This is a genomic window from Sphingobacterium sp. HMA12 (genome assembly GCF_002933815.1).
In the GTDB taxonomy this organism is placed as follows: Bacteria; Bacteroidota; Bacteroidia; order Sphingobacteriales; family Sphingobacteriaceae; genus Sphingobacterium.
The window spans coordinates 648,604-671,353 of sequence record NZ_BEYR01000001.1 but is presented as its reverse complement, the minus strand read 5'-3'; the positions used below and the strand labels follow the sequence as shown (position 1 = coordinate 671,353).

General features: G+C 44.0%; 13 protein-coding genes. All 13 read right to left on the bottom strand.

Going from position 1 to position 22,750, the window contains the following annotated elements:
• Window positions 1-122: 122 nt before the first annotated feature.
• On the bottom strand, window positions 123-527 hold the full coding sequence (locus HMAT_RS02785) for a hypothetical protein (RefSeq protein ID WP_104381278.1): 405 nt from the start codon (window positions 525-527) through the stop codon (window positions 123-125).
• Window positions 528-610: 83 nt separating this feature from the next.
• Complete coding sequence (locus tag HMAT_RS02780) at window positions 611-1,573, bottom strand: Rpn family recombination-promoting nuclease/putative transposase (protein WP_104381277.1); 963 nt, start codon at window positions 1,571-1,573, stop codon at window positions 611-613.
• 135 nt (window positions 1,574-1,708) lie between these two features.
• Window positions 1,709-4,645, bottom strand: coding sequence for a DNA polymerase III subunit alpha (locus tag HMAT_RS02775; RefSeq protein ID WP_104381276.1), 2,937 nt, complete (start codon window positions 4,643-4,645; stop codon window positions 1,709-1,711).
• Window positions 4,636-4,914, bottom strand: a complete 279-nt coding sequence (locus HMAT_RS02770; protein WP_104383274.1) for a hypothetical protein — start codon at window positions 4,912-4,914, stop codon at window positions 4,636-4,638. The genes HMAT_RS02775 and HMAT_RS02770 overlap by 10 nt, the downstream gene beginning before the upstream one ends.
• Window positions 4,915-5,562: 648 nt before the next feature.
• A complete protein-coding gene (locus HMAT_RS02765; RefSeq protein ID WP_104381275.1) occupies window positions 5,563-7,263 on the bottom strand; it encodes a GMC oxidoreductase in 1,701 nt (566 codons plus the stop codon).
• 22 nt (window positions 7,264-7,285) lie between these two features.
• Window positions 7,286-7,801 (bottom strand): gluconate 2-dehydrogenase subunit 3 family protein, encoded by a 516-nt coding sequence (locus HMAT_RS02760; RefSeq protein ID WP_158655571.1) that lies wholly within the window; start codon window positions 7,799-7,801, stop codon window positions 7,286-7,288.
• A 14-nt stretch (window positions 7,802-7,815) separates the two neighbouring features.
• The gene (locus HMAT_RS02755; RefSeq protein ID WP_158655570.1) at window positions 7,816-10,017 is read right to left on the bottom strand and encodes a hypothetical protein; all 2,202 of its coding nucleotides are present in this window, start codon (window positions 10,015-10,017) and stop codon (window positions 7,816-7,818) included.
• Window positions 10,018-10,134: 117 nt separating this feature from the next.
• Window positions 10,135-11,340, bottom strand: coding sequence for a DUF4998 domain-containing protein (locus HMAT_RS02750; RefSeq protein ID WP_158655569.1), 1,206 nt, complete (start codon window positions 11,338-11,340; stop codon window positions 10,135-10,137).
• A gap of 16 nt (window positions 11,341-11,356) precedes the next feature.
• Window positions 11,357-12,550, bottom strand: coding sequence for a DUF4959 domain-containing protein (locus HMAT_RS02745; RefSeq protein WP_104381271.1), 1,194 nt, complete (start codon window positions 12,548-12,550; stop codon window positions 11,357-11,359).
• A gap of 61 nt (window positions 12,551-12,611) precedes the next feature.
• Window positions 12,612-14,510, bottom strand: a complete 1,899-nt coding sequence (locus tag HMAT_RS02740; RefSeq protein WP_104381270.1) for a RagB/SusD family nutrient uptake outer membrane protein — start codon at window positions 14,508-14,510, stop codon at window positions 12,612-12,614.
• Between the two features lie 15 nt (window positions 14,511-14,525).
• Window positions 14,526-17,780 carry a TonB-dependent receptor gene (locus HMAT_RS02735; protein WP_104383273.1) on the bottom strand — a complete coding sequence of 1,085 codons (3,255 nt, stop codon included), beginning with the start codon at window positions 17,778-17,780 and terminating at the stop codon, window positions 14,526-14,528.
• A gap of 297 nt (window positions 17,781-18,077) precedes the next feature.
• A complete protein-coding gene (locus tag HMAT_RS02730) occupies window positions 18,078-19,580 on the bottom strand; it encodes a RagB/SusD family nutrient uptake outer membrane protein (RefSeq protein WP_104381269.1) in 1,503 nt (500 codons plus the stop codon).
• Between the two features lie 24 nt (window positions 19,581-19,604).
• Window positions 19,605-22,712, bottom strand: a complete 3,108-nt coding sequence (locus HMAT_RS02725; RefSeq protein ID WP_104381268.1) for a TonB-dependent receptor — start codon at window positions 22,710-22,712, stop codon at window positions 19,605-19,607.
• Window positions 22,713-22,750 lie beyond the last annotated feature (38 nt).

Here is a 22,750-nt window from a genome sequence, read left to right as displayed (position 1 = left end):
GTTCAGCAATAGCTATTAAATTATTGAGGTTAAATTATTGAGGTCTTTCTGATCCAGCTTTATTTGGGCCTTAATAAAAGTCGTTGCTGCCAAAAGGATAAGACTTAAAAAGTATTTCATCACTATTCGTCTATGTGTTTGTATATTTTTTCTATCTGCTTCCAATTAAACCTGGTCTTGGTACGCAGGTAATTGACAATATTTTTCTCATAGAGCTTAAGCATGCGCTTGTCCCAGTTCTCTTCCTTGATACGGTTGAGAAAAATACGATAGCCTGATCCTGTTGCTAGCAGGCTTTCAATCTTATCTGCATCTTGCGGCAGCTGCAGGGCTCTTCCCTCCTTTGCCCCCAGTTGATGGGCATGCTGATCGGCGCTTTCCTTGTCATCATAAGGCGTGAGTAGAAAGCCTGTTTTCTCCTTAACATCGGGCCACTCAAAACGCTGCAGCACAAAGTCGAAATAGCCGGACTCGACGAGCTCGCGAAAAGAATTTTTGGTGACTTGTTCAAAGGGGTTGTACAGCATAGCACTAAAATAGAGTTTATATCACAAAAAAGGCCGCTTAGACAATATCCAAGTGGCCTTAAAATCTTATATTGCAATCCGTTTTATTTTCTTTTAGCCTTCTCTGCCTCGATCTGCTTTACAAACTCTAAAGTGACGTCCGCTAATTCGGCAATTTCCGAATTCGAAAACTTATTCAGAGACAAAAGGTTTTTTATTACATCTGATTTCCCTTTAGCTTCTCCCTCTGCTTTTCCTTCTGCTTTTCCTTCTGCTTTTCCTTCTGCTTTTCCTTCAGCCATTGCTTTTTCGCGCGCTCGTTTCAATAGCTCTTCTTGACTACTTCGGATACTCTCCGCATCCCATTTATTTCTTAAACTTACGTTGTACATCTCTCGTTCCTCCGGTTTTAGTTTGCTATACTCTGCTAACTGAAATAACTTTTCAAAAATAGGCTTACGCAAATAAGTGGAAAGTCCATTTAGCGAAGACATATTTTTGAGTACGTAAAGCCAACGATCTAAATCATTAACTAACTCTGCCTCAGCTTTAACAAAGTTAACCAATTCTATATATATAAAGCCTAGATCCCCATAAAATATTTTACCATGATCTCGATAACATAAACAAATATCGTGCAAAAAATACTTCTCCTCCCCCGCATCAGGCATTGCAAATCCATCCATCAACACAATGATATAGACTTCACTAATTTCATAATTCCAAGCCCTTCGGTTTCCTTTGGGTGCTTGGTCTGCAATCAATTTACTACTGTAGTATAGCATGCGCTTTTTCAAATTAACCTGAGACGTGCGCTGCACTTCAATAATAAACCGTTCCCCATTGTCTGCCGTACAGGTCAGATCAAAAATAACGGTACCGATATCCTCTGTATCCCCGACATGTTCATTTTTGTTATAATAAAGGTCAGCAATAACCTTGCGACCTCTAAAAAGTTCGTTTAAGAAAGCAATGAGAAGATCTTTATTGGTATCTGATCCGAAAACTTTTTTAAAGCCATAATCTGTCGTGATATCGATATATTTCGATTGTTTTAACTCACTCATAATACATTGTTTTTAAATTGGTTAACAATGCAAATATAAGTAAATACATATTTAAATACTAATATTTTTAGCATTAAAATATTATCCTGTATATGAATTAAAACTAGGTCCCCGATCAAGAAGGTCATGTCCACCTTACTCACTCCTCGGATCGGGCTTTAAAGGCATCTTAGCACAACGGATCACCTCAATGGAAGGGCAACCATATTCTAAAACGACTTTGCCTTCAACCAGATAGATTCCCGCACCACGGAGTGGGTATTTTACCAACGTTTGCGGAAAGTGTACGGTATCAAAAAAACGCCCCTCGGCATCAAGGAAAGTACCGAATTTCATCAGGTCCCCACGCTTGGTCTTCACAAATTTCTCACAGACAAAATCCCCTACGACACGGACTATTTTTCCTTCATGCAGATGAAGTTCGGTAGCGGGCATATCGCCCCGGTAATCGCTTTTGGTGAGGTCGAAAAGCGTCCCCGTGACGCAGAAGCCAATCAGCTCCATTTCATCGTAATAGTCCTCCAAGATATCTTCTTCCAATGGCGGCAGAATAGGCTTGCGGCTCTCGGTCTCAAACAGGGCCATGCCGACCGCCACAGGCTTATGCTTGCTCATCATCAGATGTGCTTCCCAGAGTAATTGCTTCTTCCCTGTTCCCGTAAAGCGCAAGGCGCCGACACGGATCAAGATAACGACCTGCTCAATACCGGCCTGCGTTCTTTTGACAAAGTTTTCCAGACTACTGTACCTGCCATTGGCTTCGCGCTCCTCGATGATGCGATGGGCCAGTTTCCCTTCAAAATTAAGCAGGCAGTCAAAACCCAGATAAATATCTTTGCCCTGGATAGAGGTGTTAAAGACCGATTGATTCACACAGGGTAGGCAGATATTCCCTCCAGAAATACGCGCTTCATTGACATAAACCTTGCGGTTGTAAAACCCACCATAATTGTTGAGCACCGCAACCATAAACTCCAGTGGATAATAGGTCTTGAGAAAAAGACTCTGATAACTCTCTACCGCAAAGGATGCTGAATGGGCCTTGTTAAAGGAATAGCCCGCAAAGCTTTCCATCTGCCGCCAGATCTCGCGGCTGATCTTCTCGTCATAACCCTTGGCCTTACAGTTGGAAAAAAACTTATCCTCTATTTCGATCAGGTGGTCTTTGCTACGATATTTACCCGACATCATGCGCCGCAGCACATCTGCATCGGCCATATCGAGCCCACCATAGGCATTGGCGATCTTCATCACATCTTCCTGATACACCATCACGCCATAGGTCTCTTCGAGCTGCTCCTTAAACACGGGGTGTGGATAAACGACCGTTGTCGGATCGTGATGCCGACGGATGTATTCGCCCATCATACCCGAACTGGCCACACCGGGCCGAATAATCGATGAGGCGGCCACTAAAGTCAGGTAATCATCGCAACGTAACTTGGTGAGCAACTGCCGCATCGCCGGACTCTCGATATAGAAACAGCCGATGGTATTAGCTGATTTTAATTGCGCTGCGATATGGGCATCCTGAAAAAATCGCTTGGGATTATCGGTATCAATGACCACACCCAAGTTTTCCCGCACAATGGTGCGGCAATCTTTGATATGGCCGATACCTCGTTGCGAAAGAATATCGAACTTTTCAAAACCGATATCTTCGGCCACATACATATCAAATTGCATAGTAGGCAATCCTTTTGGCGGATTGTCCATCGCTGAATAACAGGTAAGCGGTTCTTCCGAGATGAGCACCCCACTGGCATGAATCGTCCGCTGGTTCGGGAAATCGGCCATCCGGTTGTACACGCTCAGAATGGTATTGGTCACTTCATTCTTGTTGAGCATATGCTCGGGCTCATGCACCAGGCGGTCGATCTCGGCCTTGGGCAAGCCATATACTTTACCCAATTCACGTAGGATACTCCGTGAGCGAAAAGTGCTCATGGCGCCCATGAGAGCCGTATGGCCTGTCTGGTAACGATTAAAGATATAGTCGTACATCTCGTCGCGTTCATTCCAGCTAAAATCTACATCAAAATCGGGCGGACTCTTGCGCTTGGGATTGAGAAAACGCTCAAAGGGAAGCTTAAGGGCAATGGGGTCAACATCGGTAATCCCCAAGCAATAAGCCACTGCAGAATTGGCCCCCGATCCACGGCCTACATAATGAAAATTGCGTCCACGTGCATAGCGGCAGATGTCGTCGGTAATCAGGAAATAACTAGAGAACCGCAGGTTTTCGATAATCTCGAGCTCCCGCTGGATACGTTCGCTGGCGATGCGATCATTGCGGCCATAGCGTCTGGCAAAGCCATCCATACAATATTTGTACAGGAGCTGCTTATCGTTGTAGCGATTGCCGGTAAAGGTTGCTTTATTCTTGACGCTGGTAAAATCAAAGCTGAAAGAACACTGGCCCAGTATGCGGTTGGTATTGGCCAGCACTTGTGGCAAGTCGGAAAATAAGCGCATGAGCTTGACCCGGGGGATAAATACTTCGTCTTCCGCAGCGATCTGCTCATTGCCGAGCTGCGAAATCAGCAGATTATTGTCAATGGCCCTTAGTTGGCGATGTAAGGTATAGTCGGCCTTTCGGAAACTGACTGGTGCGAGTATCACACAGCGATCGAGCACCTTGCGGTCCATCAGCTGCGCACGGGTACGCTCGCTGGGTCGGATGCCGATGTATTCATAGTCCCGCAGCGGAAAGGCATTGAGTTTGCTAAAGGGATAGATCACAAACACCTGCTCAAAGTCTGGTGATCGCTCCGGTGTAGGGCGATTTTCCATGTTGAGCTTGGTGCGGTATTCGTTGATCTCGCGAAAACCCTGTTCGTTCTTGGCGATGGCAATGAAACAGAGCTGATCGCCGTCGCGAAACTCCATTCCTGCAAGCAGGTTGAGTCCTGCCGCGCGGCCCAATTTAATAAAGTCAAGCGAGCCCGAACTGTTATTGATATCGGTAAGCACGGCGGTATCATAGCCCCCGGCCAGCATTCCTGAGACGAGATCCTGCAGGCTGAGGGTACCAAAGCGCAAACTAAAGTAGCTATGTAGATTTAAGAGCATGCTCCCCTCCTTTCTGCGGCAGCGGCGCACAAATGGCCCTCATCAAATTCGGCCCCATAGCGTTTCCGGATCTTGTCCATGGCCTGCATAAGGTTGACCTCCTCGGCGCTATCGTCAAAGAGATCGGTCTGATAGGAACAAGATGCAACTATCCCACGGTCACTACTTCCTCCGATGAGCACGGGTACGCCGATGAGCTTGCTGTTCTGCAAGCGCTCGACTGATACAAAGAATGTATATAGATCACAATGTACTATCCTCCTCTCCATGTTTTTCAATTGTATCAAAAGCCCTGTATTGTGCCTTTTGATTTTGGTAGTTGCTGTTTTCAAAATTACTAATATTATTAGCAAACAATCAAGATGTTAGATTGATTTAATTTTTATCACATTCATTGTCAGTGATATAATTTATAGTCGACCGTCGGCTTAAACAAGATGACGGGGGTTCTGTTTATTACAAGACAGAACCTATGAACGAAAAGATACTCAGCTATTTGAAGCGTGAGGATTCACCTACTTGTGGCGAAAATTTGGTGAGTAGGCCTATAGACCCCTGAAAGGCAGTCTTGAACAATTGCTCGCTAGATCCAGCATAACGCCACTTTGGGAAGATGATTTATTGTCAATCGATGATGCGCTATTATTGGTGGGCACCAAAAGCGTGCAAGATGATTGGGTCGTACTGGTAAAACAGAAAAGAGGAAAATAGAAAGCCTATCATACAGAGCGAACAGGTCAGACGCGATAATAAAAATTTTATAATAAAGCCCCAAATAACTGATGTCATACGGGGCTTTAAAATGAAATATAATACAATTAATATTCTTGGACTGTGGGATATATAGTGACTGTGGATAGACCACATCCAGTTTGGGCAGTTGCTGAAATATGAAAAAATGGCATGATGTCAAATGACTACAGGTTGCCTTTTTTCATTTCGCCCAACGCATAATCTACTGCCCGTGCTGTCATAGCCATAAAGGTGAGTGAAGGATTCTGAGTTGATGTGGAGATCATGCAAGCTCCATCCGTGATGAATACATTTTTGCAGGCATGCATCTGATTCCATTCATTTAGCAGCGAGCTCTTGGGATCTCGTCCCATGCGAACACCTCCCATTTCATGAATATCCAGCCCGGGAGCCTGCTTATCCGTTGAAGAATGAATATTAATAAACCCTGCCTTTTCATACATCTCCGTAAACTGTTCAACAAAATCCCGGGACATTTTATCGTCATTATCGTCATAACCGATGGCTATATTAAGCAATGGGACACCCCAGGCATCTTTATCATTTCCATCGAGATATACCCTATTTTCGCTCTTTGGTATGGTTTCACCCATCATCTGGGCACCTACCCACCAATGTCCCAGTTTTGGATTCAACAGGTTATCCCGCAGATCTCTTCCGGTAGACGAGGTGTCCTGATAAGTGGAACGAGAAGCGCCAAAACCAGTCGCATAACCTCTTAAAAAGTTTGTTTCCTGCCGGTGCAAATTTCTAAACCGAGGCATATATCCACCTCCGGCGGGGTTTCTACCATCTATTTTATAGGCATTCAGCTCGCCATCATAATCTGCGTATACTCGCGTACTGTAATTATGAAATGCAACATATTGTCCCAGCACGCCACTGTCATTACCCAAGCCATTGGGAAAACGCTTGGACTTTGAGTTGAGAAGGATCAGATTCGTATTAATGGCACCGGCATTAACAAAGATGATTTTAGCGTAATATTCAAAACTTTCTTTCGTGATGGCATCCACGATGCGCACGCCTTTAGCTCTTTGAGTCTGTTCATCATAAATGATCGACTCTACAACGGAAAAAGGCCTCAGGGTCATCTTTCCTGTTTTCTCGGCCCAGGGTAAAGTGACCGCATTCGAACTGAAATAGCCGCCAAAAGGACATCCGCGCTGACAGAGTGTTCGATGTTGACATTTTACACGCCCCTGAGCGATATGAATAGGCTCGGGTTTGGAAAGGTGCGCGCAACGGGCACTGACCACATGACGGTCGGTATATTTTTCCTGTAGCACTTTCTTAAAATATTCTTCGACAGCATTCAGCGGAAATGCGGGCTGAAATATGCCATCGGGGATGGCGGCGATACCGTCACGGTTTCCCGAAATGCCCACAAATTTCTCCACATGGTCATACCACGGGGCCAGATCTTTATAACGAATAGGCCAGTCAACGGCGAAACCGTCCCGTGAAGGTCCTTCGAAGTCAAAATCGCTCCATCGTTGCGTCTGACGAGCCCAGAGTAGGGATTTCCCACCAACCTGATAGCCTCTTATCCAATCAAATGGCTTCTGCTGCTTATAGGGATGCTCCTTATCTTTCACAAAAAAATGTGCCGAATCTTCATTAAACGCATAACATTTACTGACAATCGGATTTTCGGCACGAAGGGTTAGGGGTAACTCCAGACGATGCTCAAATTCAAATGGATATTTATTGGTCGTCGGGTAGTCCTTCACATGTTTGACATCTCTCCCCCGCTCCAATACCAGGGTCTTTAAACCGGCCTCTGCCAGCTCCTTTACCGCCCATCCACCGCTGATACCTGAGCCAATAACGATGGCGTCAAATACATTATCTTTATCTTTCATTTATTTTGCTGCTCTTTTATATTTACACTTTAGCATAACCATTGTACCGACCAGGAATCAATTCGTAGGTGCCCTTGGTCTTCATCAAATAAGCGGAATTGTTATACCCCTGGATTGTTCGGCGTTTGATGATTTCATAACATTTTTTTATTTGATTGTCATCCAGTCTATTGAGCAATTCGACCATTCTCTTCCGCTCTTCCGCAGGAGCTGAAATAAAGGGTTTTGCCTGCGGGTGCCACTCACCTTTGACCAGATCTGCCAGTGAATCTGTAAAAACCTGTTGTTCAGTCTGATCATGGCAATCATCAACCATCTTCATCACAAACAGGTGTAAGTTTCTAATTTCTTCAGGCTCTTGTCCGTCTAAAGGAAGTATTGTCTGCACGACTGCAGACAATACTTCCTCTAGTTGCTTTGTCATCTTATAGTTATCCAGTTCTATGCTTGCGCCATTAGAATCTAAAGAACAGGATTTCATCAACCAGATCCCGCCGGCGAGAATCCCCAGGCGCTGTACCGCTTCTCTTCTATTCATCGTTATTTTTCGCATTATTTTATTTTTTTCAATCGGCAAAGGACTGCATCGCGCGCTTGCACATGAAGGGAGAAGGATCGGTCCTTATCCGCAATTTCCCCGACCTTCGCCCCTGTAAAAAAGTCCAGAATCTGATAGGTCCCGCTTTCAACTCCAATTTTCTGCAGGTCAAATACTGCATCAAAAGGTCTGTTCTCCTCAAAATTGAATGCAGATACAAGTATTTCTTTATCCTTTAAGTAGAAAGAAAGCTGCTGATCCATGCTCTCCCCTGCTGATAGTTTCAAGGGAACAAAAGCTTTCGGAGCACTAAAAAATTGCGTTACCGCAGGATTGTTCAGGTATTTTTTGGCTCTTATGGATGATAATGAATCGCGGTAATCGGAGCCATCGCCAAGTATACTGCCCATGGTAATGAGTGATATCAGGCGCACCTTTACTTCGTTTTCAGCTAAATCGGAATGTTTTTGAAACTTACGCATCACCAAATTGTCCATATTGGTGTAAGGCCACAGCGTCCCTTGCACCCAACCCATATGGGAAGCAGTGATCATGGAGGCCGCTGTGCTTCCGTAATGGGCAAAACCCGGTTGACTATCCCGAAGGTGGGAATGAACATCGGTAGACACAAATCTGGTATGGGCATACTGATGTGGAAACATCGGCGATATGGCCATGGTAATAAAAATATCATTACCCATGATGGAATCTGCCAGATGTTTAAAAAGCTTCATCCCATAACTGTAAGCCTGCATCCCGCTTCTCACCTTGGGATCGTACCATCTTACTGCTTCCAGCGAACCCGCTGTCAAAAAGTCGATTTTAATAAATTTCGCACCAATGGCATGTGCCTTCTCTATCTGATTGATCATGGACAACCTCGTGGCGGGATGGGTAGGATCCATCGGATAAGCTCCCCATTCCCCATCTTTAAAGGGGATCGGCCGATTTTTGTCATCCCGAAGTATCACATCGCGCAGTGGAACATTTGTTCCCGGTAATAGGGCATTATCAATATTATTGCTCCAGGTCCAAAGTGAAAATGGACTGCAGTAAAAGCCTATCTCTTGTCCAGCTGCTCGTGCATAGTCTCCAATCTGCCGGAGAACTTTGGTCGAATAAATCCCTTGATCGTACGAATCTATACTGATCACAGGTTTTCCCTGTCTATTCCATTGGTCCATTCCTTTAATAAAGTCGATGGTCTGATAAACGCCCTTGGGCATCATGACTCTTTCGTGGCCCAGTACCCCCTCTACGCTAAAGCTATTCCAGTACATGGGAGCGTTACCTTTCCAATCCAAACGGCCCATTAATTGCACCTCGGCATGGCCGAAATTTGAATTGGATACCCGGAAATCGTCTCCGGCTTCCAAAAAAATTAGGGGCGAACGGAGCACTTTAGCCAACATGCTGCCATGAGGCATCACATCATGTGTACCGTCGTTGCCACCAAAATTAGCAGGCAACGCGGCATTATCCGGTCGAGCAGCCCCACCAAATACAATGAAGTTGCTAAGTTCTCCTTTGTGGGCAGTTAGGTAACTGATACCGGTTTTCCAAAAATCATGCTCTAGACTCCCCACAACCAACCCTTTATAGGTATCGGTATCGTAAATCATCGCCATCTCATGACTGACTCCATCCAGCTTTTTCGCTGAACCAGACCAGGTCTGCGCCAGCAACTTTCCCCAGTTATCATTGTCAAAGGGAAGATCCACCAGGGTGGGATTGGCCCATGGAAAAGTTGACTTCCCCGCGTAGGAATTCATCACACACAATGGACTGATATTACGCGTTTCCAACAGCTGCCCATTTTTGTGGCTTACCTCCAAACGGATCTGTAGGTGCTGTCTGCCTTGATAAAAATCAAAAATTTGTCTTAACGATAGGCCATCTTTGTCTGTATGGGTAAAGATCAGACGAGTGCCGGAGCCAAAATTATCCTTAATCTGCTGCTCGGAGATGTGGTGTATAGGTAATGAGGAACTGGTCTTTAATCCCGAGGACACCAAGTCCACGTAGGCTACCGTATTCTGTAGTTTAACACCATTTTCATAGATATAATCAACCGTTCCTGTTTTTAAATTAAACAGCAACTTTCCATTTGGAATCGCCCAAGATTTCACATCGCCCGTCATTTTTGACTGCACTTCGCAATAGCTATTTATTACACTAAGGCAGATGATCATCCATGCTATAAAATACTTTTTCATCGCTAATTTATTGTTTTTTTCGGACCAGTTGAGCTTAGTCGCGGTCCATATTAATCTGTATGTGTTGTCTTTGTAGATTATCAGACGGCCTGTTTTGCTTGTAAGCGCAAGCCTGTATTATTCCTTTCTGAAGGGTGTAACCTCCAAGATATGTACATAGTTGGTACTCCCCCAGGTCTCCAGGACCCGAAAGCGTAGGTACCGTACCGATTGAATATCATTTGGAAATATATATTCATCGCCTTGAGCCGCTACTTTCCGGTCTTCATCGTTCACAGCGCCGACAGGAAGCCCGGAAGGCTTCCAGGTCGTAAAGTCAGCGAGCTTTGTCCAAGAATCCCAGCTACCATCATTGGTCGGACTGTTGCTTCCCCATACTTCAAAGCGCTTGGGATTTCCATAGTTATATAAACCCGAAATACGCTGCCATACTTTCAACCGCGATAATTCATACTTCTCGCCCATATCCAATGTAAAGGACAATGGTAAATCTCGTCCAGGGGTGTGATAACCAGGTTCGCCGTAATTATTGTCCCAAAGATTGGTAATTACCCATCCCCAATCTGGTCCGGCGTCGTTCGGCAGGTTAAACTCCCTGAACTTGCTTTTATCGACCGCAATGGAACGTCTGACCTGTGGGAAGATATCACTGCCGGTCGTAAAGATGGTATCGATACCATGATCTTCGGCCAGGTAGCCCGAACGGTAGCTTACATTGGTACCAAACTTAAAGTTCGAAAGCTCAACTTTATTTTCTTTCTGCGAAAGCCGTGCTACTTTGATACTTCCGGCTTGATCCGTATAACTTATCTCCGTCACGACATTTAAGGTATCTGGTGCATTAAAATGAAGGGTGACCTTATTATCCTCAATGGTGTATGGATTCAGTATATTAGGAGACCTATTTAACAATAGTGATTGATAATTAAGCCCATAGACCCGGACATTCTGAACCTGCTGGCCAATAGAGGCATTACCTTCATGATCATATGCCCGGATGGAAAAACTGTAAACATACTCTGTCAAATCCGGGATAATAACCTGAATGCTATCGATGGGATTATGCGTCTTAGCCTCTACCCGAATGGATTTATTACCATTCTCCCAATTGATCATATAGTATGCTATGTTGGGATCAGGGTTCGGATTCCATACCAGCTTTGTACGGAGGTAGCCCGCATAGTAGCGCAGATCTCGCGCCAATCCCGGATAAACCACTTCTTTATTGTCCAGATAATTTTTGTAATCATCAGCATATTTATCACAGGACTGTTGACTGAAGATAAACAGCAGCATTAATAGCGCGTACAGTAATCTTTTCATAATTGACTTTTTAAGATTATTGATTGATACCGTAGAATGAAATCTCCATGGCATTCGTATAGCCCAGCCCGCCCCAGGTCTGGTTGACCAAAAATCGTATAAACTTAACAGGGGGCGCAGTACTAGGCATTCTGAAATTTATTCCGGCTGCGGCAAAAGCGTTATCACTCGCATTGGCCTGGCTGCCCGGTAATCCTGACGGCGGATCGGGATACATAAAATTGCCCATGTTTACCCAATCACCCGCGATATCTCCCGGAGAGGAAATGCGCGGCAAATTAACATCTTTTGGTTGATCTGCATTGGATCCCCATATCGTGATTGATTTGGGATTCTGGTAAGAATACATCCCCGGCAATCTGTTCCACAGGACAAAACGACTGATCTTTGCCGTGGGGCCGATACCGAAAGTACCTACGGTAACGGGCGCATCCTGGGTATGCCAGCCCGGCTCGTTGAGGCTATCATCAAAAAAGTAGCGCAATTCCCAACCTGGCCATATTGGCGCATCCGAAGGCAAACGGTAAACAAAAAATTTACGCTTATCCAACAATGATTCGAACAGCGGTGTTAATTTGCTATAGCGGATATCAGACTTATTCCCGAATCTGTCGGTGGTGTAAACCCCGAATTCCTGGGCGACGGCCGCAAAACCGCGTAAGGAGACATCGACAATACCTCCTTTTATATATTCCGGATCTTTTTCTTCAAACTTGTTTTTGCTCGGATTGAAAGCTAACAAATGCACTGATATAGGGGCTTTATCAGGATTTGTTCCATAAAAATTTGCTCCACCGAAATCCGGCGTAATTTGAAGCCCCTCGTTGACCAGGATATAATTGGGGGTCTTGGGCTGTACTTTCACAACAACGGGATCGGACTTAATATTCGCACGGCTCACTGTATGCAGCGTGACTTCATATTCACCTGCTTTGGCAAAACCTTCTACTAAAATCGTATCGGTGTAAAAGCTTGTTTTGGATTCACGTTCGTATCCTTCACGAATAGGGTATTTGGCCGATACATATAGAATATTTGACGATTGTGGTAACTTATATAGGATACGTGCGGCGCCATTCAAATTCTCCACACGCACATCAGTTACAACGCCCGGCTTGGTCGTATCGTCTGAGATCACCTCCACGGGTGACTGACTTTTTTTACATGACCAGCTTGTAAATACGATTAAGATGAAAACTATTTTTTTCATTGGTTTAATTATTATACGTGTTCTGTCTCACCCATAAAAATGAGTGCGTTAAAATTTATTTCTACCAATACGGATTTTGTGTCAAATTTTCATTGACGACAACAGCCGTATTATTGATCGGCCATAAATAGTCACGCAGCCCGAATACTGGTGTGATCACGTTGACCGGTCTGTAATAATTCACCGAGCTTTCTTCATTGATATTCCATCCCTGCAACGGCCTGCTCAATACAGCCTGCAACTCTTTCCAACGCCGAAGATCCCAGCCGCTTTGTCCTTCAAAGGCGAGCTCGATACGCCTTTCCTGATGTATGATCTGGCGCATGCCATCTTTTGACAGGGCTTTCGATGCCGTACGTGAAAAATTAGCCCAGGCCTGACGAACCGGTGCCAACCCCGCCCGCGCACGTACCCTGTCAATATAAGTATACACCTCTTCGGAAGGCACTGCTCCTTCCTCATTAAGCGATTCTGCATACAATAAATAGAGTCCAGCTAGGCGCATCATGGGTACCTTGAAATCCGCAGGCGTAAAAGTTTCGTCCATAACAGTCATGTAATGCACGAGCTTCTTGGGCCAATAGCCTGTAATATTCCGGGCATTTAAACTCTTGGGACCTGCGATCCCTGTAATACCTCGAGCCTGCACATAATATGCGTTTTCCTCATCTGAGATACCGTTTCCAAACCAAATCCCACCATCAAAGCCCAACGAAGAATAGAACCGTCTCTCGCGGTTAAAATGGGCGCTGACAGTTTCATATCCCTGCCTGATGACGTGCCGATTTTTTTCATCACCCGCCTTTAAAGCCAAACGGTTGGAATAATCCCAGGTGCGATCCTCATTTATCGGCACACCATTTTCTGTATAGAAAATTTCTGTTGCCGATATGGGTACAGCCCAGTTGGATGGATAGCTATTCGACATCCCGACAGCTCTGCCCGTCAATTTGGGCATCGTATAGGCCTGATAGGAAAAACCAAAATTCAATCCCCAAATCAGTTCCGGACTTTCCTCCCAGCGCTGGGTAATTATATTTTGTAGCACCAAAATCTTCTTCAGTTCGTCCGATACGTTGCGGATATTGGAGGTCGGTAGATCCTCGGATAAATGCAGTCCCACTTTTTCGCATTCAGCGATGGCTTCCCGGCATGCCAAAGCTGCCATCTCCCATTTTTTGATATCATAAGTCTGCGGAAATAAAAATCGGCCATCCTTATCTTTAAAGCTCGAATAATCTGGGTTACCATTAAACAGGGGACTGGCCGCAGTAGCGAGCATCTCAGCCTTGATAGACATAGCCATAAATTTAGTGATACGCCCAAATTCCTGGACCCGATTTTCGATCGTGATAGGCAAATCGGGAATCGCTTCGTCCATCAGGCTAATGACATAATCAAATGACTCGTCTAGCGTCGCCCGCTTTCTTTTCGTTTGTGCGATATCAACATCAATCGGATTATTCTCTTTGATCAATACCACAGGACCGTGTGTGCGGATCAAATAATAATGGTAATAGGCCTTTAAAAACTTCACCTCTGCAATCCAGCGCTTCTTTTCGTCATCCCTTAGGTCAATTGGCTTATCTATGTTCTCCAGCATGATATTGCAACGGCGTATCGCCTTGTACATATTATCCCATTCGCCCAGTATGGGATTACCACTGGTCTGAATACCACGTATCAGATTGAATCCGGCAGAGTTGAAATACTGGGTCTCGAGTATCGGATATACAATTTCGGCCGAAGTTGTAAATCCAGGGTTATAGATGACATCGGAAAATTTTTGCATGGTCGAATAGCAACCAAAGAGATAGTTTTCGGCCTCATTTCGATTACGAAAAGCGTAGTCCAAGGTCCCGACATTGTCGGGTACAATATCAAGGTATTTAGAACAGGAAGTGAACAATGAGGCCATCGACATTGCCACGGTTAAAACAGATAGATGTATTTTTTTCATAATATCTGAGATGATTTAAAAGTTAATATTGATCCCCATGTTGAAGACCCGCTGCAATGGATAAGCGAAACCATTGCCCCCTTGCTCTGGATCCCAAAGTTTAAACGAACTGATGGTGTATAGATTGAGACCACTTAGGTACACCCTAAAGCTTTCCATCTTGAGTTTTTGCGCAACCTTGGCCGGTAGTGAGTAACCGATCTCCACGGATTTCAGCCGCAGGAAACTTGCATCGCGCAACCACCAGCTACTGGTTTGCAAATTGTTGGCAACCGAAGATACATTTGTTCCAAGTCGGGGATACTGCGCATAGAGGTTTTGATTTTCTTCTGACCAATGGCTATCGGCAAACTCTTGCAATACCTGCGTATTTCCGTAAATATACTTTTGAGGGCTCTGTACAAAGGGACTCGTACGCCAAGGATCTATAAAAAGTGAAACCCGGGTCTGTCCTTGAAAGAAGGCTGAAAAATCAAAACCTTTATATCCTGTGGAAAAGCCAAACCCATAGACAACTTCGGGGGTTGTGGGATATCCCATAAAGACCATATCCAAATTATCCACCACACCATCACCGTTCATATCACGATATTTAATATCACCACCCTGCGGGAGAATTCCCTGAATAACATTCCCCCATTCATCCTGAACTTTCATGGACTGAAGCGGTGAACTTGCCGCTTCCTGATCGTCGACAAAGAGGCGTTCGGCGATATAACCATATTGTCTACTGATAGGTTGTCCTATAAATTGACGCCACGATTCTGCGTAATTAGGTTCTTCGAGGTAGCTGTATTTGTTTCTGGCAAAGGTGAAATTGCCACGAAATGCGGTCCACAAACCATTGGTAAAACTTTTGGAATAGTCTGCAGAAAGATCAATACCTTTAGAATCTACTTTGCCCAAGTTGGTGCTTACGGTAGACTCTAGCCCCTCAGTTGATGGGATATAACGCTCTCTTAAAATATCATAACGATGATTTTTATAGACCTCAGCAATAATATTCAAGCCTTTAAACAGGCTGGCTTCAACGGCCAAATTTGTCTGGCGGGAGGTTTCCCAGGTAATGTTATTATTTTGATAGCTTCGGATAAAAACACCTTTTCTTTCATATTGATTCGCAAATCCGAATTGAGCCCAGTTCGGACCATTCGCAAGCTCGACATCAGAGAGGTAAAAGAAGCGCTGATTTCCGATGGCATCATTCCCAACCAAACCATGGCTAGCACGTATCTTTAATTTATTAAACCAGCCCTCCTTATTCCAAAAATCTTCGTTTGACACGACCCAAGACGCTCCTATCGTCGGGAAAAAGCCAAATCGATGGGCTTTGGAAAATCGTTCGGATCCGTTGTAGCCAAAGTTAAATTCGGTAAAATATCTATTCTTGTAAGAATATGTCAAACGGCCTGCCAGTCCCATATTGCGAAATGGCAAGGAATAGGGCAAGGTATATTGACCGGTCTTCGGATCTTGAGAACTCGAATATACGGTCTCCTGCATGGTGCCAATCAATGTCGAACTTATTCCATGTGAACCAAAGGTTCGGCTATAATCCAACGCGGTTTGCAAATACATAAAGGTATTGGCATTAGGCTCACCCCTATTGTAATTTAAATATTCGGTAGCGACATTATTGCCCGTGGGCCTTGGATTCAACCACAACAAACTGTATTGATTTGTCTGTTCGTCGTAGGTATTGATGTTGTAATAAAATGGATTATACGCCAGTTGGGAGTCAAAATAGGAATATCTGTTCGTATTAAACAATCCACGGAATTTTAATCCTTCCGTCAGGAAGGAAAGATTTTGGTTCAATTCAAACTGTGCGGAGAGCCTGGACTCCGAAGATCTTTTTTGCCCACGCAATAAATGCGCATAAGGATTATTGTACAGGATACTATTATCGCTCGTACCACCGGCAGTCCCATTATTACCGAATAAAATATGCTTGGTATTTCTATTGGCTTCATCAGGTTCGTAATAGGCCGGAAATAACACAGGACTGGTATGCATCGCAACATTATACAAATCCGAAGCAAAGGATCCATCCGCGGTGATCGGCCCCCTATATTCACTAAAATTACCGGAAAGCCGAACAATCATTTCTGTGGTTTTTGTCAAATTGACGTTGACATTGGACCGAAGTTGATAATTTTTGAAATTAACATTATTCTTATTGTTGTTTCTTACATCTGTTTTCAACACGCCATAATCCTGGTTATAACTACCTGCTATAAAATACCGTGCGACATTACCACCTCCGCTCACACTGACATTATTACGGTGCGTCAGCGCATTTTTCTTAAATAGCATATCCAGCCAGTCAACAGCCGGGTAGACATAAGGATTGCTACCTGAAGCGCCCGTCATCGTCGCTTCGGTATTACTGATCTTGGTAGGTGTGAACGGCAAGGGTAACGAAGGGTCACGGGTCAAAGAAGCTTCATTGTAAAGACGCATATAATCCAGCGGATCGGTCAGCTTAATTGTACGTGCAGATTGCGATGCAGACAGTTCCGAACGAAAATTGATTTTTGCACGACCTTCCTTTCCCTCCTTGGTGCTGACTAAAATAACACCATTTGCGCCCCTTGCACCATAAAGCGCTGTTGCGCTTGCATCTTTAAGAATGACAAAACTTGCAATATCGTCTACATTAAGACGTGCTAAGTCATTCGTAGAAAGCTCAACATTGTCAATTAAAATCAAGGGCTCTGTGCGGTACCCGAAGGTGGTCACACCACGAATAAAAAATTGGGAATTATCCTGCCCCGGCTGGCCTGAGCGCTGGAAGCCGATGACACCGGCAATTTGTCCTGCAAGCGCATTGGTCAGATTACTTGCTGGTATTTTTAGCTTTCCGGGCTCTACTGATGTAACAGATCCTACCACTGCTTCCTTACGTTGTTTTTGGCTAAATGCCGTGACCACAACTTCGTCCACCTCCCTAGTGCTGCTTACAAGTACAATGTTCAAAGGACTTCGGTCTTTCACTTCGACCTCTTGTCTCGCATACCCCACAAAGGAGAAAATAAGCGTAGCGCCCTCGTTGACTTCCAGAACAAAATTACCGTTTTGATCTGTACGGGTCTGCTTTCCTGCAGGACCCTTGATGCTGACACTGACCCCTTCTATTTGTCTACCCAAGGTATCGGAGACGGATCCCGTAAGCGTAAATTTGTTTGCCTGTGCAAACAAGTGCTGATATGGGATATGGAGAAACAGGAGAAGGCAAATACAACTCAAATAATAATAGATTAGCTTCATAGTTCGTTTATTGGTTATCTCATTGGTCTTATTTTCCCAGCGATTAAGCTTTCCGGCGAACAACACTCAATCACAGGCTGGGAAAGCTTCAAAAATTGGTTATTTTCATACGGATACATCAGGTATCGGCATGCTACTACTATCCAAAGTTATCTGATTATATCACCGTAGGGAATGAAGGATCTGATGGAATTGATGGACTATTTTATCGCTTGATCTTATTATTCTACAGAAAATGAAGCAAAAAAGGTCAGGATATAATAATCCTGACCTTTTTTGCTTCTGATCAATTCCTCGTTACTGATAACCTGGATTCTGGTCTGTTTCATTAATCTGATCGTTCTGTTTGATTTCCGACTCCGGAATGGGATACCGATTGTGAAACGCTTTAATCGTACCGCTTGCTTTGGCCCAAGGGTTGCGTTCCGAAACATATTTCACCAGGTTTCCAGTACGTATCAAATCCATACGCCGCCATCCCTCGAACCCCAATTCGCGCATCCGCTCATCCATGATAGACTCACGCAGCTGTTCTTTGGAAAGCCCTTGCCAGTTGTACTCCACCGGAATATTACCTTTAAAAGCACGCTTTCTAACGGTATTATTGATAAGCTGGATTGCCTCATCGGATCGACCAAGTTCATTAAGACATTCGGCTTTACAAAGAATAATGTCTGCCAAACGAAGGTAATAAATGAGCCCACCGGAATACCAGAAATTCTGTTTTCCTTGTGTTCGTATATCTTCAAATTTTCTGGTGTGGGGTTCAAGCTCATCTTGCTGTCCGGTCCAGGTAATCTTAGGCACGCGCCCATCAGGTAAGGTAAAATCATAGCGTATACTACCTTGTCTGCGGGTATCTCCAGGCTCCCAAATTCCACCTTTTGATTTGTCATTATAATAATAGGCGGTTGGCATAATAAGGTCATAACCTCCAAAGTAACAGTTTCCGTCCAAATCTGCAACAGCCCTAGAGCCAGCATGATGCTGTGCCATGTTATTATCTGGGGATATGTTAATAAATTGAAAGGCGTAAATGGACTCACTACTATTTTGATTGATTGTCGTATTAAATAAATCAGCATAATTTTCGATCAGCTGATACTTTGGAATAACCTGATCGAAACAGGTCACTGCCTTCTCATAGTCACGAATTCCGGTCGCTGTGGGAGCCGACAGATAGACTTTTCCCAATAGCGCCAAAGCCGCCGCCTTGGTCGGGATTTTTTTGTCTGCCTGGCTATCAGCCAAGTTTTTACTCGCAAATTCCAGATCTTCAATAATAAGTTCAAATACGTCTTTCTCTGGTTGCCGGGCCTCCCGCATATTATTGAGATCAATGATCGGTATTGGCCCCCAAAGCATGACCAATTCAAAATTAAGCGTTGCCCGGATAAAACGAGCCTGGGCTTGCAATGAAGGTGTCTTGGCATAAAATATAGCTTTGGCAGCAGCGGTAATCACTGGCCAGCGTTTGTTCCATTGTTCGGCCAATGAAGTATTCGCGGCATTTAATCCTGAACTATAGGTATCCAACGAGCCTTGAATACTACTTTCCCGTATTTGCTGACTCCCTTGTTTAGCTTCATCCGTCCCTAAATTAAACATAAACCCGCCACGATCTTGCTTCGTATTACGCCATTGCGTGTACAAACCGGACAGCAATAATTTAATGTTCTCTTCATCACCATAAACTTGTTCTTCAGTCAATGCCGTTTTGGGTGCTTCATGAAGCGAGCAACCGTTCACGAACAATGCTATTGCGACAAGTGACAACGATTTCAATATTTTGATATTCATAGGATTCTCTTTTTTATTATATTATTACAGGCCAACATTTAAACCGACAACAAATGTTCTGGCGGTAGGATACCAATCGCCATTTTCGGGATCATAACCTTTATATTTTGTGATATTGAATAGGTTATTTCCCGAAACATTCAACTTCAGACTATTCAGACCGATCTTCTTTAAGAAATCTTTCGAAAAATCATAGGCCAGCGAAAGTGTTGCCAAACGTAAAAACGAGGCGTCCTGTACTCCCCAGGATGTTTCGCCACTCCCAAATCGCAGTGAGTTATCATAGTTCGCTCTCGGGATGCTTGTACTTGGATGATCTGCTGTCCATCTGTCCAACATATCCTGATGTGCGGCACCATAGCCTGTCCCGGACATGAGTCCTTCATAAAAGCCACTCAGTGCCTTAGCGCCATAACTATAGACGAACACGGCGTTCAAAGCAACATTCTTGTAGCCCCAGCTGGATGAAAATCCACCATAAAATTTGGGGTCTTTTTTACCGATAATAACCCGGTCATTCTGATCAATGATACCATATCCCGCTTCACCGGGTGCTTGCTGATCCTTGGGCAGGATATCGCCCGGCTGCAATTTTTTACCTGGAAGATCCAGACTGTTGACATAATCCATATCGGACTCCTGAATGATGCGATCAAATTCTAACATGTATATCGTGTTTAGAGACCTCCCCAAAAAGAAGTTTCCTTCGCGCTGGATGTCTGTACCTGAAAATCCACCGAAGTTGTAAACCGCATCGACATCGCCAAATAATTTTGTAATCCGATTTTTGTCAAACGATATGTTCGCCCCTAGATTCCACTTAAAGTTTTCCTGATGGACTATTTTAGCATCCAGGGTAAATTCCATGCCTTTGTTTGTCATCTCACCAATGTTAACTATCGCTGAGTTGTAACCGGTCAACGTAGAAAGTGAACGTCTCATCAGCAGGTTAGAATTGACAATATTGAAATATTCAGCTGTCAAATTGATCCTCTTCCCAAAAAATGAAGCATCTACCCCTATGTTCAACTGTTTCTGTTTTTCCCAGGTCAAATCTGTTGTTCCCAGTTGCCCATTTGAATTAAAAATGACACTGCCTGAGGTATAGGAAGGGTAGTACAAACTATAAAACGCATAATCAGGAATCCGCTGGTTGCCGACCTGGCCATACCCCATGCGAAGTTTAAGAAGATCGACCGTACCATTGTCTTTTAGGAATGATTCCTGCGATATGTCCCAAGCAAGTGCCACAGAAGGAAATAAACCCCATTGTTTTCCTTGAGGAAACTTTGATGAGCCGTCATACCGTCCTGTAATTGTCGCATAATATTTATTGTCATAGTTGTAATTGAATCTCGCCACATAAGACATGATCCTTGAACTGATAAAATCAGAACCTAAGGAAAAATTGAGCTTGTCATAAGCTGCACCAAGATTATAATATCCGAAATCATCAATCGGAAAATCCCGGGCGGTAACGTTTGTATAGTCATTTGAATTCTGACTAAAATTGGTCGCTACCATTCCATCTAAATGATGTACGCCTATATTTTTTGTATAAGAGACGGAATTATCCCACTGAAAATTATTGTTATGGTTGAAATTGTGACTTGCCTTTCCTCTGTAGGAATCTCTTTTAGCTTGCTGTATGTCACTAGGGATATACTCGTAATATTTGCTCTGCAATAAATCTACTGAGAAGGTCGACCGTATATTAAGCCCAGCTATGGGAGAGATATTGACATAGTTTGATGAAAGTAATTTATTTCTTAAACGATCTTTATCTATCCGCATGGTATTCAATGGATTTTCAAGGTTGACATCCCAATTATTGCCCCAGGCTAAAACCAGGGAATCCTGGCTGATCGGTAACAATGGATTTGCATTTTGCGCGACCTGAAATACTTTCCCGTCGACGTAATCATCTTTCGTAGCTGTAAAGGATGTATTTGTTCCCACTTTCAGCCAAGGCTTTATCATGCGTTCTACGTTAACTCGCCCCGTATATCGCTTATAATTTGACGTTTTCACCAGGCCTTGTTTATTGTTGTACCCAAAACTCAGGTAGAAGGATCCTTTGTCATTGCCACCGGAAAAAGAGAGGGAGTGATTGTGTTCAATGGCCGTACGGGTAACAGCATCAAGCCAATTAAAGGACTTCCCTTGTTTGTAGCTTTCTTTCTCGTAATCGGCAAACCACAATTTTCCGGGTCCGAAAAGTTCTTTAGCTATAAAATCCTGTCTGCTCGCACCGGGATTATTTTTATAAAACTTTCCGCCTACAGATTCGGCATTTTCTAAGGCATCTATCCGCAACTCATAACTATCTTTGGCCCCGAGCGTAAGATCGGTATTTGCAAAATTCTGAAAACCTATCCAAGTATCGTAATTGATCTGCCCCTCTCCCCGGCTGCCTTTTTTTGTCGTAATAACGACTACTCCCTGTGCTCCTCGCGAACCATAAAGTGCCGTTGATGATGCATCCTTGAGTACATTGATGGAAGTTATATCATTTAAATTCAGCATATTGAAATCCGACTCCATAATAATTCCGTCCACAACATAGATTGGATTCCCACCATACTGCATTGAATTATTTCCCCGGATTTTGATATTGGCATCTCCCCCAGGCTGTGGATTTGTTTGAATGAAAACTCCGGCCGCTTTCCCTTGTAAGGCTTCATTCACGCTCGTTACAGGCCGTTCATTTAAGGTAGACTCTCCCAAACTGACTACCGCTCCGGTCAGGTCTTTCTGTTTCATGGAAGTACCAACGATAACGATTTCTTCAAGGCCAATATTGGAGGACACTAACTGTATATCGATTTGCGTTTGGTTACCAATAGCTACACTGGTTTCATTGTATCCCACACTACTGAAGAGTAAAGTCGCATTTGCAGGAACATTGATCGTAAACATCCCATCCCTGTCTGTGGAGGCGACTACTTTACCACCGCTCAACCGTACGCTCACATTTGGAATAGGATGTTGAAGACTATCCCGGACCGTCCCCTTCACATTTACCGAAGCATGCTGTTGCCCTAGAACCGGTATCGTGTAGGTAAAATAAAAAAGGACAATGAATAGTGTGCCGAAGACACACCACCTTGGTTTAATTTTGGTTTTTGTCATTACATTTGGTTTAATAAATTCCCTAGTTATTATAACCG

Bases quoted from the DNA above. Each gene is read 5' to 3' on its own strand.
- HMAT_RS02760 (WP_158655571.1), bottom strand. From the start codon at position 7,801: ATGAATAGAAGAGAAGCGGTACAGCGCCTGGGGATTCTCGCCGGCGGG.
- HMAT_RS02775 (WP_104381276.1), bottom strand. From the start codon at position 4,645: ATGCTCTTAAATCTACATAGCTACTTTAGTTTGCGCTTTGGTACCCTC.
- HMAT_RS02765 (WP_104381275.1), bottom strand. From the start codon at position 7,263: ATGAAAGATAAAGATAATGTATTTGACGCCATCGTTATTGGCTCAGGT.
- HMAT_RS02780 (WP_104381277.1), bottom strand. From the start codon at position 1,573: ATGAGTGAGTTAAAACAATCGAAATATATCGATATCACGACAGATTAT.
- HMAT_RS02745 (WP_104381271.1), bottom strand. From the start codon at position 12,550: ATGAAAAAAATAGTTTTCATCTTAATCGTATTTACAAGCTGGTCATGT.
- HMAT_RS02740 (WP_104381270.1), bottom strand. From the start codon at position 14,510: ATGAAAAAAATACATCTATCTGTTTTAACCGTGGCAATGTCGATGGCC.
- HMAT_RS02725 (WP_104381268.1), bottom strand. From the start codon at position 22,712: ATGACAAAAACCAAAATTAAACCAAGGTGGTGTGTCTTCGGCACACTA.
- HMAT_RS02755 (WP_158655570.1), bottom strand. From the start codon at position 10,017: ATGAAAAAGTATTTTATAGCATGGATGATCATCTGCCTTAGTGTAATA.
- HMAT_RS02770 (WP_104383274.1), bottom strand. From the start codon at position 4,914: ATGGAGAGGAGGATAGTACATTGTGATCTATATACATTCTTTGTATCA.
- HMAT_RS02785 (WP_104381278.1), bottom strand. From the start codon at position 527: ATGCTGTACAACCCCTTTGAACAAGTCACCAAAAATTCTTTTCGCGAG.
- HMAT_RS02735 (WP_104383273.1), bottom strand. From the start codon at position 17,780: ATGAAGCTAATCTATTATTATTTGAGTTGTATTTGCCTTCTCCTGTTT.
- HMAT_RS02750 (WP_158655569.1), bottom strand. From the start codon at position 11,340: ATGAAAAGATTACTGTACGCGCTATTAATGCTGCTGTTTATCTTCAGT.
- HMAT_RS02730 (WP_104381269.1), bottom strand. From the start codon at position 19,580: ATGAATATCAAAATATTGAAATCGTTGTCACTTGTCGCAATAGCATTG.